Source organism: Anaerolineae bacterium, assembly GCA_013178015.1.
GTDB lineage: Bacteria > Chloroflexota > Anaerolineae > DRVO01 > DRVO01 > Ch71.
On sequence record JABLXR010000016.1, the window covers coordinates 77987 to 95331 of the forward strand.

General features: G+C 65.3%; 17 protein-coding genes. 2 read left to right on the forward strand and 15 right to left on the reverse strand.

The genetic code is table 11. The annotated features are described in order from the left end of the window. Positions 1-37 precede the first annotated feature (37 nt). Positions 38-1240, reverse strand: a complete 1203-nt coding sequence (locus tag HPY83_07810) for an inositol-3-phosphate synthase (protein ID NPV07850.1) — start codon at positions 1238-1240, stop codon at positions 38-40. A 187-nt stretch (positions 1241-1427) separates the two neighbouring features. On the opposite strand from HPY83_07810, the gene HPY83_07815 reads away from it, so the two are divergent. Beyond that, positions 1428-1847 (forward strand): hypothetical protein, encoded by a 420-nt coding sequence (locus HPY83_07815; GenBank protein NPV07851.1) that lies wholly within the window; start codon positions 1428-1430, stop codon positions 1845-1847. Here HPY83_07815 and HPY83_07820 read toward each other — a convergent pair. The 3 genes from HPY83_07820 to HPY83_07830 are packed head-to-tail and all read right to left on the reverse strand — an operon-like array spanning position 1844 to position 4779. Next, on the reverse strand, positions 1844-2491 hold the full coding sequence (locus HPY83_07820; GenBank protein NPV07852.1) for a helix-turn-helix transcriptional regulator: 648 nt from the start codon (positions 2489-2491) through the stop codon (positions 1844-1846). The genes HPY83_07815 and HPY83_07820 overlap by 4 nt on opposite strands. A gap of 52 nt (positions 2492-2543) precedes the next feature. Further along, the gene (locus HPY83_07825) at positions 2544-3041 is read right to left on the reverse strand and encodes a metallophosphoesterase family protein (GenBank protein NPV07853.1); all 498 of its coding nucleotides are present in this window, start codon (positions 3039-3041) and stop codon (positions 2544-2546) included. Between the two features lie 22 nt (positions 3042-3063). Then, positions 3064-4779, reverse strand: coding sequence for a proline--tRNA ligase (locus HPY83_07830; protein ID NPV07854.1), 1716 nt, complete (start codon positions 4777-4779; stop codon positions 3064-3066). A 187-nt stretch (positions 4780-4966) separates the two neighbouring features. Between HPY83_07830 and HPY83_07835 the strand changes: the two genes are divergently transcribed. Then, positions 4967-5647 carry an MBL fold metallo-hydrolase gene (locus HPY83_07835; protein NPV07855.1) on the forward strand — a complete coding sequence of 227 codons (681 nt, stop codon included), beginning with the start codon at positions 4967-4969 and terminating at the stop codon, positions 5645-5647. On the opposite strand, the gene HPY83_07840 is transcribed toward HPY83_07835, so the two are convergent. The 11 genes from HPY83_07840 to HPY83_07890 form a co-directional block, all read right to left on the reverse strand. After that, positions 5639-6445: a hypothetical protein gene (locus HPY83_07840; protein NPV07856.1), complete on the reverse strand. Its 807-nt coding sequence runs from the start codon at positions 6443-6445 to the stop codon at positions 5639-5641. The two genes, HPY83_07835 and HPY83_07840, sit on opposite strands and share 9 nt — an antisense overlap. Then, entirely contained in the window at positions 6445-7254 is an 810-nt protein-coding gene (locus HPY83_07845; GenBank protein NPV07857.1) for an undecaprenyl-diphosphate phosphatase, read from the reverse strand. Before HPY83_07845 ends, HPY83_07840 begins: the two co-directional genes overlap by 1 nt. Further along, positions 7251-8480 (reverse strand): tRNA guanosine(34) transglycosylase Tgt, encoded by a 1230-nt coding sequence (gene tgt, locus HPY83_07850; GenBank protein NPV07858.1) that lies wholly within the window; start codon positions 8478-8480, stop codon positions 7251-7253. The genes HPY83_07845 and tgt overlap by 4 nt, the downstream gene beginning before the upstream one ends. Positions 8481-8555: 75 nt before the next feature. After that, positions 8556-10028: an NADH-quinone oxidoreductase subunit N gene (locus tag HPY83_07855; protein ID NPV07859.1), complete on the reverse strand. Its 1473-nt coding sequence runs from the start codon at positions 10026-10028 to the stop codon at positions 8556-8558. A 10-nt stretch (positions 10029-10038) separates the two neighbouring features. Then, positions 10039-11553, reverse strand: a complete 1515-nt coding sequence (locus HPY83_07860; GenBank protein ID NPV07860.1) for an NADH-quinone oxidoreductase subunit M — start codon at positions 11551-11553, stop codon at positions 10039-10041. A gap of 51 nt (positions 11554-11604) precedes the next feature. Further along, the gene (gene nuoL / locus HPY83_07865) at positions 11605-13644 is read right to left on the reverse strand and encodes an NADH-quinone oxidoreductase subunit L (GenBank protein NPV07861.1); all 2040 of its coding nucleotides are present in this window, start codon (positions 13642-13644) and stop codon (positions 11605-11607) included. 32 nt (positions 13645-13676) lie between these two features. Beyond that, the gene (nuoK, locus tag HPY83_07870) at positions 13677-14003 is read right to left on the reverse strand and encodes an NADH-quinone oxidoreductase subunit NuoK (GenBank protein NPV07862.1); all 327 of its coding nucleotides are present in this window, start codon (positions 14001-14003) and stop codon (positions 13677-13679) included. A 21-nt stretch (positions 14004-14024) separates the two neighbouring features. Then, positions 14025-14513, reverse strand: coding sequence for an NADH-quinone oxidoreductase subunit J (locus tag HPY83_07875; GenBank protein NPV07863.1), 489 nt, complete (start codon positions 14511-14513; stop codon positions 14025-14027). Positions 14514-14522: 9 nt separating this feature from the next. Continuing rightward, positions 14523-15044, reverse strand: coding sequence for a 4Fe-4S binding protein (locus HPY83_07880; GenBank protein NPV07864.1), 522 nt, complete (start codon positions 15042-15044; stop codon positions 14523-14525). A gap of 1 nt (position 15045) precedes the next feature. Next, positions 15046-16206, reverse strand: a complete 1161-nt coding sequence (nuoH, locus tag HPY83_07885; GenBank protein NPV07865.1) for an NADH-quinone oxidoreductase subunit NuoH — start codon at positions 16204-16206, stop codon at positions 15046-15048. Between the two features lie 12 nt (positions 16207-16218). Further along, positions 16219-17343, reverse strand: a complete 1125-nt coding sequence (locus tag HPY83_07890; protein NPV07866.1) for an NADH-quinone oxidoreductase subunit D — start codon at positions 17341-17343, stop codon at positions 16219-16221. Between the last annotated feature and the right edge of the window lie 2 nt (positions 17344-17345).

Consider the following 17345-nt stretch of genomic DNA (forward strand, 5'->3'; position numbering starts at 1 on the left):
CACACGGTGGGCCATCGGATAGCCTATTGTCCCGGGCCTACTCGGCTTCCGAGCCCCCCGCGTCATCGTGGGCCGGCCGTGCCTTTCGCGACCCCTCGCGCGACTGCCCCCCGTTCGCGCCCGCGGTCGCCGTAGCTGTTGGCAGGACGATGGCTTCGTCCGGGGTCACCTGGTTGAGGATGTAGCGCTCCAACCTCTCGCGTGCCTCATCGTCTGTTAGCTGGGTGGGCGGGCTCTTCATGAAGTAGGCGCTCGGCGCCTCGAGAGCTCCGGCGATCCCCCGGTCCATCGCCAGCTTGCAGCAGCGCACCGCATCTATGACCACGCCTGCCGAGTTGGGGCTGTCCCAGACCTCGAGCTTGACCTCCATGTTGAGAGGAGCCCCGCCGAATGTGGTGCCCTCGATCCGGATGTAGCACCACTTGCGATCCTGCAGCCAGGGCACGTAGTCGCTCGGCCCCACGTGGATGTTCTCCGGGCCCAGGTCGTAGTCCAGCTGGCTGGTGACGGCGTTGGTCTTCGACTCCTTCTTGCTCTGCAGGCGTTCACGCTCCAGCATGTTGTAGAAATCGGTGTTGCCACCGAAGTTAAGCTGGTAGGTCCGCTCGATCTTGACCCCGCGCTCCCGAAACAGCCGGGTGAGCACTCGATGGGTTATGGTGGCTCCCACCTGGCTCTTGATGTCGTCGCCGATGACCGGGAGTCCGCGCTCATTGAAGCGCTTCTGCCAGTATCCCTCGCGGGCGATGAACACGGGAATACAGTTGACGAAGCCACAACCGGCGTCCAGGATCTGCTCGACGTACCACTTGGTGGCCATCTCACTGCCGACTGGCAGGTAGGAGACCACCACGTCAGTCCCTGTGTCCTTGAGAATCCCCACAATGTCAGAGGTGGCGCCGGGCGCCTTCTGGATCTTCTCCTTCAGGTAGCGGCCCAGCCCGTCGTGCGTCATCCCCCGAGATACGGGCACTCCCATCCGGGGGACGTCGGCGAACCGCAGGGTGTTGTTGGGCTCGACCCATATGGCTTCGGACAGGTCCTTGCCCACCTTGTTGGCGTCGATATCGAATGCGGCAGTGAACTCTATGTCCCTAACGTGATAGCCTCCCAGGTTTACATGCATCAACCCGGGCACGAAGTCATTCTCGGAAGCATCGCGGTAGTAATGCACGCCTTGTACGAAGGCCGAGGCGCAGTTTCCCACGCCGATGATCCCTACGCGGACCTTGTCTGCCACATTCCCTCCTTGACGATGGACGACCAGCCACGCCGGTCGGCCTCAGGCTGCAAAACGAGCGGCATGATATCCCCGTGCCACCAGAGAGTCAAACACCCCGCCGCAGTACAGGTTGCACCAGCAACTCGCATTGACACCGCTACCCCAGGCGCTACCATGGCGGCGATCCCATCTGCGGTGCTGACAGGTGGCAGAAGACCAACCGCTCATACTAATGGTTAGCCCTGAGGAAGAAGCCCTTCGACCGGTGCGGGCGGCGCTTGAGGACCGCGGCTACGCTATCCACCGCGTCCCGGACCTGCAGAGTGCCCTCAACGTGCTTGCGTCTGTCCCCGTCCGCGCCACGATGACACACATGGCCACAACCCACCCAGATGCTCCGGAGGCTGTGCGCATCCTGCGCCAGGCCTATCCCGACGTACCTCACCTGATCCTGGTGGACCCCGCTGCTGAGGCGGATGCCCTCTCCCGGGTGCGCCCGGGCGGCCCGCAGATCATTCGGGCCCTGCCAGACGACGAGGGGAAGTGGTTGGCGCCTCTAGAGGGCGCTCTGGCCGCCCGAGAGCGAGCGCGACGGCGCGACCGCCTGCGAGGTTCCATACCCTAGGCAGAGCCCCTCAGGAACAGCAGGGCATCCTCGAGGGCGGCCAGAGCCGGGGCCTCCAGCACGCTGAGCGCCATCGCCGCCCGCACGTACCGTTCTGCGTCTGGGCGGCGCAGAAACTCGGCCACGTCGGTGGCCAGGGCATTGGAGGGCAGTTCGGCCGGCGGTTGCGGCCGCTTGCGACCTTCGTCCGCCTTCTCCGTTCCCAGAACGGTCTCCGGACGGCACCTGTAGAGCCAGGCCAGGAGCTCCAGCTGCGCCAGGTCGAGTTCCGCCTGCCCCAACTCCACCCCTCGGAGCCATCCCTCCGATAGCCCGGCTTGCTCCGCCGCCTCTGCCCTCGACAAGCCTCGCTCCTGGCGTCGCTCCGCCAGGGCAGCACCCAGCAGCTTGCGCCGTATTCGCAGCATCGGCCCGTCCAGGGGGCGGCCGCCCGGCTCAGCCTGTATGGCGTAGGCATCGGCCGGCAGCACTCCGAGGTAGTGACAAAGCCGCCAGAGGTCGCCCACCTGGAGTGGCTCGGCCCCTAGCTCGCGGTCCAGCACCTCTTCGGCACTCAGGCCAAGAGCCTGTCCCGTTTCCTCCAGGCTCAGATCGAACCGCTCCCGCAAGGCCCGCAGGCGCAGCCCGGCCATTTTATGCCGCACCCTCATTGCCCTCCCGGCACCTCCCATACCACCCTCCGTCTGCGGCGCGTCCTCAGGGCCTCAGGTCGTGGATGCTTGCTTGCCCGCTCTCGGTGTCGTACAGCCCATAGGTGGACCGGCCCAGCCTCCCCATCACCTCCCCCGGGTTTAGCCCCACGCACTCGCCCCGGCGCACCAACTCCGATCGGTGAGAGTGTCCGTAGAACACCGCGGCGAAGGCCCCTGAAGCAGTCAGCCGCCTGCCGATGTCCTCGTAGTGAGTGACCGCCACCAGCCGTCCATCCAGGCTGAGCTCAGCATAGACGCCGTGCAGCGTCACGTGCTCGTGCCGGGCGGCCACGCGAGAGAGCAAGAACTGGTCTCCGTCGTTGTTGCCGAAGACCACGTGTACCGGCCCGCTGAACCCCTCGGCCATGGACTGCAGGCTGAAGGGGGCGCACAGGTCGCCGCACACCACCAGAGCCCGGGCCCCATCTTCGCGGATGTTGTCCAGCACCCCAGCCAACTTCCAGATGTTGTCGTGAACGTCCGAGATAACCGCCACCCTCATATCATGTCCTCCCGCGATGGCGCTATCGCGTCCCCGGCCAGGTCTGCAACGCCTCCTCGACGGCGGTCTCCAACTCCTGCAGAGGGACCACCTTCGCCTCGGTACCCCAGCGCGCCTTGATCTCCACCCCGCCGGCTCTCAGGCTCCGCGAGCTCACAGTGACCCGCACCGGAAAGCCGAGCAGGTCGGCGTCGTTGAACTTCACTCCGGCGCTGGGCTCGGTCCGATCGTCGAGCAGAGCATCCCATCGAGTCCTGACCCGGCGGTAGACGTCCTCAGCAGCCTCGGACACCTCCTCCCGGTCGAGGTTGAGCCCCACCACATGCACCTGACAGGGCGCGATGGATGGCGGCCAGATGATCCCTTTGTCGTCGTGGTGCTGTTCAATGGCAGCCGCCAATAGCCGCCCGATGCCAATGCCGTAGCACCCCATGACGATGGGCCTCTCTCGCCCCTCAGCATCCAAGTACGTGGCGCCCATGGCCTCGCTGTACTTGGTGCCCAGCTTGAAGATGTGTCCCAGCTCGATGCCTCTCTGATCGGCCAACAGGCTCCCGCAGGTGCTGCAGACGTCGCCGTGCCGCGCCAGGGCAATGTCGGCCACCAGGTCCGCCTGGAAGTCCCTGGGGTAGTTGACGTTGCGGAGGTGGTAGCCCTCCCGGTTGGCTCCCGCGACCAGGTTGGCTGCCTGCGCCACCGAGTCGTCCACCACTACCCGGACGCCATTCACGCCGATGGGAGAGGCGTAGCCGGGCACGATCCCGGCAGCTATGAGCTCCTCGTCGGTAGCGGGCCGCAGAGTCGTGGCTCGCAGCACGTTGGCCAGCTTCACCTCGTTGACGTCCAGGTCACCTCGGATCACGGCGAAGACGATCCTGCCGTCCTGATCCACGTAGAACACTGCCTTGGCCGTGCGGCTGGTGGGCACTCCCAGGAAGTCTGCCACTTGCTGGATGGTCTTCATGCCGGGAGTGGCCACCTCCTCCAGCGATTGTGCCTCCTCGCCATCGGAGGTGCCCTTATCGAAACGGGCGGCCTCGGCATTGGCGGCGTAGCCACAGTTCTCGCAGTGTATGAGAGTGTCCTCGCCCGCCTCGCTCAGGACCATGAACTCGTGCGAAGCAGTGCCACCCATCATACCCGGGTCCGCTTCCACCAACACCGCGTCCAGCCCGCAGCGTCGGAAAGCATTCTCATATGCCTGACGCACCTGGGGATAGTAGCGGTCCAGGTCTTCGAAGTCGGCATGGGCACTGTACCCGTCCTTCATGGTGAACTCGCGGACCCGCACCAGGCCACCCCGCGGCCTGGGCTCGTCACGGAATTTCACCTGAAACTGGTAGATCATCATGGGAAGCTGGCGATACGATGACACTTCCCGGCGCAGCAGGTCGGTCACCGGCTCCTCGTGGGTCATGGCCAGCACCATGTCCCGTCCGGCTCGATCCTCGAAGCGCACCAACTCCGGCCCCACGCTGTACCACCGCCCGCTCTCCTTCCACAGCTCGGCCGGGTGCACCACCGGCAGGAGCAGCTCTTGTCCTCCGATGGCGTTCATCTCCTGCCGTATGATCTCCTCGATCTTGCGCATGGCCCGATACGCCAGGGGAAGGTAGCAGTAGATGCCGGCGCTAATGGCACGGATGAGCCCCGCCCGCACCAGGAGCCGATGACTGACCAGCTCAGCGTCAGCAGGGTCCTGCCGCAGCGTGGTTCCGAACAGGTGACTCATTCTCATCGCGACACCCTACACTTTGGGAGTGGCTAGTGGATAGCCGACAGTGGACAGGAGCTCGCACTAGTGCAGGTGCCGTCTCGCTGGCCACGGTCCACTATCCACTGGCCACCATTCACCATCTCTCGTATAATCGGCGTCATCCAGGAGGCTGCCGCTGCAACCTCAGCCGGGAGGCCCCGCCCGTCCCATGATCGAAACCCTGTCACTGGGCCCGCTGGAGACCAACTGCTACGTCTACGGCTCCGAAGGGGAAGGCATGGTCGTTGACGCCGCCGGCGGGCCCGAGCCTATCCTGGAGGCCGCCCAGAGGCTGCACCTGAGGCTTCTCTACCTGGTCAACACTCACGGGCATTTCGACCACATCGGCGGGCTGGCATCCCTGGCCACAGCCACGGACGCCACCGTGCTCATCCACCCCGACGACCTGACCCTCCTCCTGGGAGGCGGCCTGGTGCCCGAAGGCACTCCCACTGACGAGCTGCCTCCTGACTTCCCCATCTGGATGGCCGAACCGATCCAGCTGCCCAGACCCCCAAAGACCATCGTCCACGGAGATCGCCTCCGGGTCGGGCGGACAACGTTCCGAGTCATCCACACGCCCGGCCATACCCCCGGCAGCATCTGCTTGTACGACCCCGAGGAGGAGATCCTCTTCAGCGGCGACACGCTCTTCCGGCTGGGCGTGGGGAGGGCCGACCTCCCGGGCGGCGACGGACGCACCCTCCTGCGCTCCATCAAGGAGCGCCTCTTCGTCCTGCCCGACACCACCCGCGTCTACCCTGGGCACGGCCCCGGCACCCTCATCGGACTGGAGAAGGCTCGCAATCCCTTCGTGAGACCGGAGGGCTGGGCGCCCGGCTTAGCGTAGCAGCTCCGGTGGCCCGTACCATCGCGCCAGCTCCTCGAGCCCGACCGAGCCGGTCAAGCAGCGCGCCAACTCCTCACCCGGACCACCAGCAGCGTAGGCGATCCACACGCCCACCATCAACGGGTAGTCGCCTTCCCGCACTCGCTGCGGCTCCGGCCGCCGCCCCTCCAACGTCAGAGCACGCACCCCCTCGCGGAGGTTGCTGGCCGGCACATAGCCGATGGCGCCGGGCGTAGAGGCCACGTAGTCTAGCACGGCGCCGTCGCTCGCCGCAACGACCGTGCTGCTGGAGAGGCCGCCGCCTTCCAGCACCACTTCCTCCAGAATCTGGCGCGCGCCCGATCCTTCCTCCCGGCTGATCAGGCGTACTGCTCCTAAGGACTGCCCCAAGCTCCACCAATCGGACACTTCGCCGCTGAAAAGTCGACGGATCGTCTCCTTGTCCAGCGGCCCAATCTGGTTGCTGGGGTGCACGATGAACGCTAACGCGTCCGCCCCGATCGCCACTACTATGGCCTCCCCCACAGTAGGGCGAGGCCCCCAGGTGAGAGCCGCCTGCACGTAACCCAGCTCCAGGCTCTCCAGTGCAGCATCATCCGAGTACAGTCCCGCCACTTCCTCGGCCGGCAGACACCAGGCCAGGTCGCCGATGGCACCTTCCATGTGCACCGATACCGCCACCCGGCCCTCTGCTGCCCGCGCCGCCTCGCCGGCCACACGTCCTGGGGCGGAGCATCCTCCGGCAGTGGCCGCCGTCAGCAGCAGCACCGCCGAGGCACCCAGTCGCAGCAGCCCCATCAGCCTCGGACGAGGACGATGGCCAGACATAGCCCACCGAAGGCCCAGCAGTAGCAGGCGAAGGCCAGCAGACTCCGCTGGCGCAAATACCGTATGAGCGCGCCGATGGCCACGAACCCGGTGGCGGCCGCCGTCAACCCCCCGACTAGCCCCAACAGAAGGCTGGGCAAGTCGCCGGCCAGGGTCACCTGTGCCACTTCCAGCAAGCCAGCCCCGGCGATGATGGGAGTGGCCAGCAGGAAGCTGAAACGGGCCGCCTCCGCCCGATTGATCCCCCGGCCCAAGCCGGCGGCGATGGTAGCGCCTGACCGGGAGATGCCGGGAGCTATGGCCAGAGCCTGCGCCAGCCCCACCATCACTGCGTCCGGCAGTGAAGCCTGTTCCGCCGCCTTGCGCTCGCGGCTCAGGCGTTCGGCCAGGGCCAGGAACCCGCCGGTTACCAGCAGCAATACCGACACCAGCAAGGGGCTGGAGAACATGGCCTCGAACCAGTCCTCCAGCAACACGCCGGCGAGGGCAGCGGGGATGGTGCCGGCGATGACCAGCCAGGCCAGCCTGCCGTACGGATCGGCTACTTGGCGATAACGCAGGGTCCTCACCCAGGCCCTAGCCATGACCCACAGGTCCTGGCGGAAGTACGCGAGAACCGCCGCCAGCGTACCCATGTGCACGGCGGCGCCGAAGAACAAGCTGTTGGCCTCCCACCCCAGCAACCATGGCACCAGAACCAGGTGCCCAGAACTGCTAATGGGAAGAAACTCGGTCGCCCCCTGGAGCGCCCCCAGAACTGCCGCCTGCCAGATGGTCATTCATTCATCTCCCTTCGGCGCGTCCCCCGGTTGCTCCTTCTCGCGTCCTGGTCCACCGTTCGGTAGCGGCCCAGAAACTCGGCTCTGGCTTCCCCAAAGCGTCTGCGGGCGATGGCGCTCCGGATGCGTTCCATGACCCGGACGAAGAACCGGAGGTTGTGGGCGGTCACCAGGTGCAGGCCAAGGATCTCATTCGCCTGGAACAGGTGCCTCAAATAGGCGCGGGAGAAGTGCTGGCAAGTGAGGCAGTCGCAGTCGTCCATGAGGGGCGAGGGGTCGCGAGCGTACTGAGCGTTGCGCAGGTTGATCCTGCCCTCCCAGGTGAACGCCGCCCCGTTGCGCGCCACGCGAGTGGGCAGGACGCAGTCGAACATGTCAATGCCGCGAGCTACCGACTCCCATAGATCCTCTGGCGACCCTACCCCCATAAGGTATCGTGGCCGGCCCTCAGGTAGCCGGGGTACCGTCACCTCCAGCATGCGGTGCATGTCCTCCTTGCTCTCCCCCACGCTCAGCCCGCCTATGGCGTAGCCGGGGAAATCGAGACCCACGAGGAAGTCGGCGCTGCGCTCCCGCAAGTCCGGGTATATGCCTCCCTGCACAATGCCAAACAGAGCCTGATCCGGACGGCGCTGAGCCTCTCGACAGCGTTCTGCCCATCGGTGAGTACGGTCTAGCGCCGCCTCCAGCCCCTGTCGGTCGTGAGGTGGCGCGCACTCATCTAGGCACATGATGATGTCCGCCCCCAACGCCTCCTGCACCTGTATCACCAGTTCGGGAGTGAAGTAGTGCTCGGAGCCGTCCAGGTGAGAGCGAAAGCGGACCCCGTCTTCGTCCACCTGCCGCAGGTGCTCTAGGCTGAACACCTGGAAGCCGCCGCTGTCGGTCAATATGGGCCCGTCCCATCCCATGAACCGGTGCAGGCCCCCCAGGTTGGCGATGACTTCCGCGCCCGGGCGCAAGTACAGGTGATAGGTGTTGGCGAGGACGATCTCGACCCCTGCCTGCCGCAGATCCCAGGGCGCCATCGCCTTCACCGTGGCCTGTGTCCCCACGGGCATGAAAGCAGGGGTGGCGAAAGTCCCGTGCGGTGTCCGCGCTATGCCCCGCCGAGGGCTTGCAGGTCCTGCCTCAGCCCAGAGCAGGTCAAAAGAGAACGCCAACTCGCGCTCCTTTCCCGGCCCGTCCGCGCCCTTGATCCGGCCAAGCGGCACTCGGTCCCGCATCCGGCGCCGAGCGCCTCACGAGAAAGGCGCAGGCCTCAGTGGCCTGCGCCCGGCCAGCTCCGTCTCCTCCGGCGATCAGCGCATCAGCCCCAGTATCAAGACCGACCGCGAGGCCAGGTCCACCAGAGGCTGAGGATACACGCCGATGGCCAAAGTGACTACGGCCGCCAGGACCATGCCTGTCCGCACGCTCCCGCTCACCACCACCTGCGTGCTGCCCTCCCCGCCGGGGAGGAAGAACATGTGGCGCACTACGTTCAGGTAGTAGAACGCTGCCACCACGCTGGTTGCCACCCCGACTGCCGCCAACAGGACTCCGAAGGGGCCCGCCTGGACGGCCGGAGCGAAGACGAAGAGCTTGGCGAACATGCCCCCGGTGAATGGAATGCCGGTGAGGGAGAAGAGGAAGTAGGCGAGCACGGCAGCCAGGAAGGGCGAGCGCCGCAGCAGACCGGCGTAGTCGGAGATGGCGGTCGAGTCAGTAGCGTCCTCGAAGGCAATGACGCCCAGAAAGAGGCCGACGTTGGTGAACAGGTACACCATGGCGTAGAGTAGCACGCCGTTGAGCCCGGTGAACCCAGACGGGTCGAGCGAGTAGGTGACAAACCCGACCATGATATAGCCGGCATGGGCGATGCTGGAGTAGGCCATCATGCGTTTGATGTCCCGCTGGTGGAGCGCCACCAGGTTACCCAGGACCATGCTCACGATGGCGAACGCCCCCAGCACGCGAGCCCACGTCGGCTGGAGATCGCCCATGGCTACCACCATGACCCGCATCAGCACGGCAAACCCGGTCATCTTGGAGGCCACCGACAGGTAGGCCGTCACCGGAGTGGGCGCCCCCTGGTAGGCATCCGGAGCCCATTGGTGAAAGGGAGCGATCGCGATCTTGAAGCTAAAGCCAGCTAGCAGGAGGATGCTCACGGGAATGGCCAGCCAGGCCAGCGACGGCCCGGATCCCCTGAGCGCCCCCGCGATCCCAGCCAGACTGGTGGTTCGGGCGGCCCCGTAGAGGAAGCTCATGCCATACAGCATCACCGCCGATGCCACCGCTCCATAGAGAAAGTACTTGACCCCGCCCTCTACCGAGAGGTCGCTGCCTCTGATGTAGCTAACCAGCACGTAGCTGGCCAGGCTAAGGAACTCGAAGGCCAAATAGAGGCTGATCAGGTCGGTAGCCGCCGTCGCCAGCATAGAAGCCAGCGTCGCCGAGAGCAGCAGCACGTAGAACTCGCCCGTGCGCAGCGCCCGCTCGGCGATGTGGCGCCGCGCGCCCAGGGTCACCAAAGCCGCTGAGCCCAAGGCTACCAGCTTGAAGAACAGGGCGAAGTCGTCCACCACCATCATGTCGCTGAAGAGAGAATCGTTCTGACCGAACAGCGCCAGGGCGGCCACGGCCGCGCTGACGACCACCGCCAGGGCCAGATATGGCAGTAACTCCCGCCTGTCATCTTTCCAGACGAGGTCGAGTGTTAGGATCACCAGTGCCCCCACGAGCACCAGCAGTTCCGGTGAGAGCAGCCCTAGTGTCGTCAGCGCGCCCATGTTGCTGCCCCTACAGGAGGTTCGCTAGAGCGGTGGTGGCCGTGTTGAACAGGTCCACGAGCGGAGTCGGGTACACCCCGAAGAAGAACATGAAGGCTAGCAGCGGCGCCAGCGACACCACTTCCCAGGCATACATGTCCGGCAACGATCGCCAGCGTTCGTCCAGGCTGCCGAAGAACAGATTCTGCATCACCTTCCACAGGATGTACGCCGCCGTGAAGACGATGCCCAACCCGCCGACGATGGCGAACACGGGCATGATAGCCAGGGCGCCGCGGAAGACGAACAGCTCGGCCCAGAAACCCGCCAGACCCGGCAGGCCCAGCGAAGCGAAGCCAGCCACCAGCATGAAGCCGAAGAAGTAGGGCAGGATGGCGCCCAGGCCCCCAAACGCCCTCAGGTCCCGTGTGTGCGCCCGCTCATAGATCACACCCACCAGAAGAAACAGCGCGCCGGTTATCACTCCGTGGTTGAACATCTGCATGGCCGCCCCGTTGAAGGCGATGGCCACGCTAGTCTCTCGCCCCTGCATGCCCAGCCCCGCGGCCCCGGCGGCTACTCCGAGCATGACGTAGCCCATGTGAGAGACGGACGAGTAGGCGATCAGGCGCTTCAGGTCCCACTGAGCGATACAGACCAGAGCCCCGTACACGATGCTGACCACGGCCAGGGCCGCCACTAGCGGAGCCCAATAGCGGAAGGCCGTGGGGAACACCGGCAGCAGAATGCGCAGAAACCCGTACCCGCCCAGCTTCAGGAGCACACCCGCCAGGATGACGCTTCCGGCGGTGGGAGCTTCGGTGTGAGCATCGGGCAGCCAGGTATGGAAGGGCCAGAGCGGAAGCTTGATGGCGAACGCCAGGAAGATGGCCCAGAACACCAGGCTCACGATCCCCCGGTTGGCCGAGAACGGGCGGACGCTCTCGAAGGTGGCGGCCACCTCCGGGATGCTGAACGTGCCGGTGGTGAAGTACAGGTACAGCAACCCGAGCAACATGGCCACGCTGCCGGCCAGGGTGTAGAGGAAGAACTTGATGGCGGCGTACTCCCGGCGCTCGCCTCCCCACAGGCCGATGAGGAAGTACATGGGCACCAGGCCCAGCTCCCAGAACACGTAGAACAGCACCAGGTCCAGAGCGCAGAACACGCCCAGCATGCCCGTCTCGAGCACCAGGAAGAGGAGGAAGAACTCCTTCACCCGCGTGTTGATGGTGTAGGCCGAGTAGAGCAGCGCCAAAGGCGTCAGTAGCGTAGTGAGGAAGATCAGTGGCACGCTCAACCCGTCAGCGCCCATGTGGTAATGGACGTCAATGCTGGGGATCCATTGCGCCATCTCCACGAACTGTAAGCCGCCGGCGGCCCGGTCATAGGCGCTCCAAACGATGGTGCCCAGGCCAAGGCCCACCACGGCCGTTCCCACCGAGATCTGCTTGATGGAGCGGGTGTTCTCCGCCGGCAGCAGTAGCACCATCAACGCGCCCAGCAGGGGCAGGAACGTCACCAGCGAGAGAATCGGGAACCCCATCTACGCTTCCTCCTTGCCTCACCTTGTCTGATAGCCGGTCGCCCGCTCATCCTAGAGGTACAGGAACACCGCGAGCAGAAGCAACAGCGTGGTGGCGATCACCAACAAGTAGTCCTGAACCTTGCCGGTCTGCACCTGGCGGAGAGAGCGACCGGCCGCTCTGATCACTCGCCCCGTCCCATCCACCGCGCCATCTACCACCCGGAAGTCGAAACCGGCCACGGCCTCCGACAACGCCGCCACCCCGCGGCCCACCGCGTTCACCAGCGGATCTATGGCCCAACGAGCGTCGAACGAAGCGCACAGGGCCGACAGCCGTATCACTCCCCGGACCAGGGTAGCGTGGTAGAGCTCATCTATGTAGTAGCGGTTCTCCAGAACCGGGTAGACAGGACCCAGGGCGCGACGGAGAGGGTCCGGCTGGCCCGCCTCCAGCGGCCGGAGGCCGTAGACCAGCCACCCCAGTACCAGCCCACCCACCCCTAGCGCCAGAGAGAGCCCCAGTACCGTCCAGTTCACGGGCAGGGCCTCGGCGTGCGTCCCGGTCAGCTCCAGCATGGCCCCCACGTAGTGATGGAAGGGGTTCTCGCCCAGCAGAGGCCCGAGCACGGGGAAGTCCGCCGGGACCCCCATGAGCCCGAGGAAGGTGACCGCCACTCCCAGAATGGCCAGAGGGCCCCACATGAATGGAGTGACCTCGTGCGCCTCCTCCGCCTGGTGGCCGCGCGGGTGCCCAAGGAAAGTCAGGCTGACCTGGCGGCCCATGTAGAACGCAGTGAGCAGGGCCGCGACAGTGAGGGTAAGGTACACCGCCCACCGGCCCCCGTGGAACGCCTCGGCCAGGATCTCGTCCTTGCTCCAAAAGCCGGCCCAAGGGAAGACTCCCGCCAGAGCCAGAGTGCCCGCCAGGAAGGTCCAGAAGGTGATGGGCATGCGCCGGCGCAGCCCGCCCAAGTTCATCATGTCCTGCTCGTGGTGCGCGCCCGCGATCACCGCGCCCGAGGCCAGGAACAGCAGGGCCTTGAAGAAGGCGTGAGTGATGAGGTGGAAGACCCCAGCCACGTAGGCGCCGATGCCGAGGGCGGCCATCATGTATCCCAGCTGGCTGATGGTGGAGAAGGCCAGCACACGCTTCACGTCGTTCTGGGCCACGGCGATGGTGGCGGCGAATAGGGCGGTGAAGGCGCCGATGAAGGCCACTACTCCCATCGCCGCGTTATCGGCTCCCGATGCCACGTAGAGGGGGAACATCCGCGCCACCAGGTACACGCCCGCCGACACCATGGTGGCGGCGTGGATCAATGCGCTGACCGGGGTGGGGCCCTCCATCGCATCGGGAAGCCACACGTGTAGGGGGAACTGGGCCGACTTACCTACCGCCCCGCCGAACGCTAGCAGGCTGATGACCGCAGCCACGGGGAGGGTCCCCAGTAGGGGCAGGGTCATGGTATCGGCCGCCAGGGCTCCCAGGGTCTCTTCCGTGAAGATGCGGGAGAAGTTCAGGGTGCCCGTACGGCTGTACAGCAGCAGCAGCCCGAACAGAAGCAGCGTGTCGCCCACCCGCGTGGTGAGGAAGGCCTTAAGCCCCGCCCGATAGACGCTCTCCCTCTCGAACCAGAAGCCGATCAGGAGGTACGAACAGAGGCCCATGACCTCCCAGAAGATAAACAGGAACAGGAGGTTGTCAGAGACGATCAGCCCCAGCATGCCGGTAGCAAATAGGGACACGTAAGCGAAGTACCGGCTGTACCGGGGGTCGCCATCCATGTAGCCGCGCGAGTAGACGAAGATGAGCAGGCACAGGAAGGGCACCATGAACAGCATGATGCCGGTGAGCGGGTCCACCATGAAGCCGAGTTCGAGGGCTTCAGTGCCGGTAGGGACGGAGTAGAGCACCACCCGATGGGGCTGCTCTGCTAGATGGGGCTCCCCCCAAGTGCCCACGAAGATAGCCCACGCGATCAGCCAGGACACGCCGATGGCTACCCAGGCGGCCCAGGTAGTGACCCGGCGGTCACGCCACAACCCCAACGAGATGGCGGCGAAGGCGGCCAGCGGCAACAGGGGGACGAGCCAGACCAGGTTGTGCATCAGGGTCTCTCCAGCCTCCTCGCGTGCACCGATCAGCCCTGAAGCAGATCAGCGTCGCTCAAGTCCACCGACCGTCGAGAGCGGTAGATGGCGATGATGAGCGCCAGGCCCACTGCGGCCTCGCACGCCGCTACCGTCATGACGATCAGGGCGAAGACCACGCCGTCGAACCGTTCCGGGCCGATGTGGCGCCAGAAAGCGATGAAGTTGAGGTTGGCCGCATTGAGGATGAGCTCCACCCCCATCAGGATGGTGACCGCGTTGCGTCTCGAGAGCACCCCGTACAGGCCGATGCAGAAGAGCGCTGCTGCCACCACCAGGTACCACGTCAGGGGTACTTCGCCTACGATGTCTTGCATGGACCCACCTCGGCGACCAGTCTAGGGCTCCCGGGCTATGTACACCGCGCCGACGAGCGAGATCAGCAGCACCACGGACGCCACCTCGAAAGGCAGCAGGTAGCGCTCCACCAGGGCCTCGCCCAGCCGGGCCACCATGTCCATTGGCGGTGCCGCTGCCACCACCGGCCACGCCGTACTGAGGGCGACACTCACCAGGAGGACAAACAGCACGGCCGACACCAGCGCCGTCAGCCCCCGCTGGGGCAGGAAGGCTTCCGCGGGGCTCTGTTGCATGGGCCGCTCGCTCACCATGATGGCCAGAATGATGAGAACCGACACCGCCCCCACGTAGATCAAAACCTGCACCACGGCCACGTACCCGGCGCCCAACAGGGCATACAGCCCGGCGATGCCCAGGAGGGCCAGCACCAACCCCAGCGCCGCGTGAAAGACGTTGGGCAAGCTCACGACCGCCAGAGCGGCCAACACGGTGATCGTGCTCACCACCAAGAAGATGACCTTGGCCATGGACCCCCCTTAACCCCAAGCCTCTCCGGTGTGCCGAATGCCGCTCCTGTCGCCCAACTCCAGGAGATCCTTCAGGTCCAGTGTCTGGTCTTTGGTGGTGCTGGTGAACTCGTATATCTGGCTCATCTCGATAGCGTCGAACCGGCACGCCTCCACGCAGAGCCGACAGAAGATGCACCGCCCTAGCTCGTACGTGTAGGCCTTGGGCTTGCGCTCCCGGCCCCTACCCTCGGCCACAATGCTGATCACCCCGTGGGGACAGGCCCGCTCGCACGCCATGCAGGCGGTGCAGCGGGGCTGCCCGGTCTCGGGGTCCCGCAGTTGCACCAGCACCCCCCGGAAACGAGGCCACATCTTGTACCGCTCGAAAGGGTACTGCAGGGTCAGCATGCCCTGAGTGTCAGGGTCCGGCCGGTCCAGCTCGCTTTGGCGCAGGTACCGCTGGGGGAACCGGCGCGGTCCCTTGGTGTAGGAAGAGATCATGTGCTGGAGGGTCACCCACAGGCCCTTCAGCATTCCGCGTCCCAGCATGTCAGACCTCCCCCAGGACCAGCGCTCTGATGCGCCGCGATGAGCTCTGGCGCGCTCGCCACACCAGCGAGGCGGCCACGACCGCCAGCAGAACCACGTTCCCCGCCAGCGTCAGCAGAGAAGCCACCACCCCCCCGCCGGCGATCTTGTACATGAGCGCTACCAGCATGAGATGGGCCAGGCTGATGGGGATGAGCAGCTTCCAGGCGAAATCCAACAGCTGGTCGATGCGCATGCGGGGCCAGGTGGCCCTGATCCACAGGACCACGAACACCACGGCGAAGCTCTTTACGAAGAACCAGATGTACCCCGGAAGGATGGGACCGCGGTAGCCTCCCAGGAACAGCGTGGCCGTTAGTGCTCCCACGATGAATATGTGGGCGTACTCGCCGATGTAGAACATGGCGAAGCGCATGCCGGAGTACTCCAGGTTGAAGCCGGCCACGATCTCGGACTCGCCCATCAGCAAGTCGAAGGGCGAACGGTTCGCCTCTGCCAGCGCCGCCAGGAAGTAGATGGCGGCCGCCACCGGCATCACTATGGCATAGGGGATGGTCTGGGACTCCACGATGGTCACAGTGCTCAGGCCCCCGCTGGCCAGGACCACCGCGAGGATGGAGAAGGCCATGGGGATCTCATAACTGATAAGCTGAGCCACCGACCGGAAAGTGGCTATCAGGGAGTACTTGTTGCCGGAGGACCAGGTGGCCGCCAGCACGGCGATGATGTTGATGGAAGCCACCGCCACGGCGAAGAGGATGCCCACGTTGAGGTCCGCCGCCACCAGGCCGCGCCCCACCGGTATGATGGTGAACACCAGAAGCGTGGGGATGATGACCACCGCCGGCGCCAGCTTGAACACGCGGCGATCGGCAGCGGCCGGCGTCACGTCCTCCTTGGTGAGGATCTTGATGGCGTCGGCAAAGGCCACGATCAGCCCATAGGGGCCAGCCACATTGGGCCCAAAGCGGTCCTGGCTGCGGGCCAATACCTTGCGCTCCATCCAGGTGAGCACAATGACCGGCATGATGGCCAGCACCAGCACCAGCACCACCTTGAGCAACGCCACCACCAGCTCCACCCCCCACAAAGGGAGGAACTGACTCAGAGTCGTCCGCAGCCACTCCATGATCGTTATCGGGAGCGTATCCAGGAAGCCCATGCAGACTCCTCGCTAGCGGTCTATGTCGGCGACGGTGGGGTTGAGGCTGCCGAAGATGATCACCAGGTCCTGCAAGGTATGGCCAATGACCATGTGCCTCAGCGCCGTCAAGTTGATCTGGGCGGTGCTCCGCACCCGGCAGCGGTAGGGCTCCGCCCCACCCTCGCTCACGATGAAGAAGCCTAGGTCCCCCTTGGGAGACTCGATGCGACCGTAGGCCTCTCCCGCGGGCGGACGGAGGCGGCGCGCCTTGTCATCCATCACCGGGCCTTCGGGGAGGCCGGCCAGCGCCTGCCGCACTATGGAAAGGCTCTGCTGCATCTCGGCCTGGTACTGGCGATAGCGGTCGTAGGTATCCCCGTGCGGCTGCGTCGGCACTTCCCACTCGAAGCGATCGTAGATGCTGTAGGGTTCCACCCGACGCACGTCGTAAGGCACTCCGCTGGCCCTCAGCACCGGTCCGGTGACGCTGCAGTTGACAGCCACGTCCGGGGGCAGTACCCCCACATCCACGGTGCGGGCCAGGAAGATCTCGTTCTCCGCCGTAAGGGTGCTGAACTCGTCCAGGAACCGAGACAGCGAGTCCACCGTCTTCGCTGCGCGTTCCGTCCAACCGCTGGGCAGATCGGCCACCACCCCGCCCGGCCGGATGTAGTTATGGAACATCCGGGCGCCGGAGGCCATCTCGAACAGGTCCTGGAGGAACTCCCGCTGACGGTACGCGTAGATCATGGGGGTAAAGGTGGCGCCCAGCTCGTTCCAGAGGAAGCCCACCGCCATCATGTGGCTCATGATCCGCGTCAGCTCGGCCATCATGACTCGAATGTACTCGGCCCGCTCCGGGACCTCGAGCTGGGCCAGCTTCTCTATGGCCACACAGAAGGCTTGCTCGTTGGTCATCGGGCACACGTAGTCGAGCCGGTCCACGAGGGGCATGGACTGGATGTAGGTGCGCTCCTCCATCAGCTTCTCGATGCCCCGGTGGAGGTAGCCCATCTTGGGCTCCAGGTCCACTACCGTCTCACCGTCCAGCGTCACCAGCATGCGGAAGATGCCGTGAGTGCTAGGGTGGTGCGGCCCGATGTTAATGGTTACGGTCTCGGTATCTAGGCGCCTCGGTTCGGCTATGGCAGCCATGA

Bases quoted from the DNA above. Each gene is read 5' to 3' on its own strand.
- HPY83_07825 (NPV07853.1), bottom strand. From the start codon at position 3,041: ATGAGGGTGGCGGTTATCTCGGACGTTCACGACAACATCTGGAAGTTG.
- HPY83_07830 (NPV07854.1), bottom strand. From the start codon at position 4,779: ATGAGAATGAGTCACCTGTTCGGAACCACGCTGCGGCAGGACCCTGCT.
- HPY83_07835 (NPV07855.1), top strand. From the start codon at position 4,967: ATGATCGAAACCCTGTCACTGGGCCCGCTGGAGACCAACTGCTACGTC.
- HPY83_07840 (NPV07856.1), bottom strand. From the start codon at position 6,445: ATGGGGCTGCTGCGACTGGGTGCCTCGGCGGTGCTGCTGCTGACGGCG.
- HPY83_07845 (NPV07857.1), bottom strand. From the start codon at position 7,254: ATGACCATCTGGCAGGCGGCAGTTCTGGGGGCGCTCCAGGGGGCGACC.
- tgt (NPV07858.1), bottom strand. From the start codon at position 8,480: ATGCGGGACCGAGTGCCGCTTGGCCGGATCAAGGGCGCGGACGGGCCG.
- HPY83_07855 (NPV07859.1), bottom strand. From the start codon at position 10,028: ATGGGCGCGCTGACGACACTAGGGCTGCTCTCACCGGAACTGCTGGTG.
- HPY83_07860 (NPV07860.1), bottom strand. From the start codon at position 11,553: ATGGGGTTCCCGATTCTCTCGCTGGTGACGTTCCTGCCCCTGCTGGGC.
- nuoL (NPV07861.1), bottom strand. From the start codon at position 13,644: ATGCACAACCTGGTCTGGCTCGTCCCCCTGTTGCCGCTGGCCGCCTTC.
- nuoK (NPV07862.1), bottom strand. From the start codon at position 14,003: ATGCAAGACATCGTAGGCGAAGTACCCCTGACGTGGTACCTGGTGGTG.
- HPY83_07875 (NPV07863.1), bottom strand. From the start codon at position 14,513: ATGGCCAAGGTCATCTTCTTGGTGGTGAGCACGATCACCGTGTTGGCC.
- HPY83_07880 (NPV07864.1), bottom strand. From the start codon at position 15,044: ATGCTGGGACGCGGAATGCTGAAGGGCCTGTGGGTGACCCTCCAGCAC.
- nuoH (NPV07865.1), bottom strand. From the start codon at position 16,206: ATGGGCTTCCTGGATACGCTCCCGATAACGATCATGGAGTGGCTGCGG.
- HPY83_07890 (NPV07866.1), bottom strand. From the start codon at position 17,343: ATGGCTGCCATAGCCGAACCGAGGCGCCTAGATACCGAGACCGTAACC.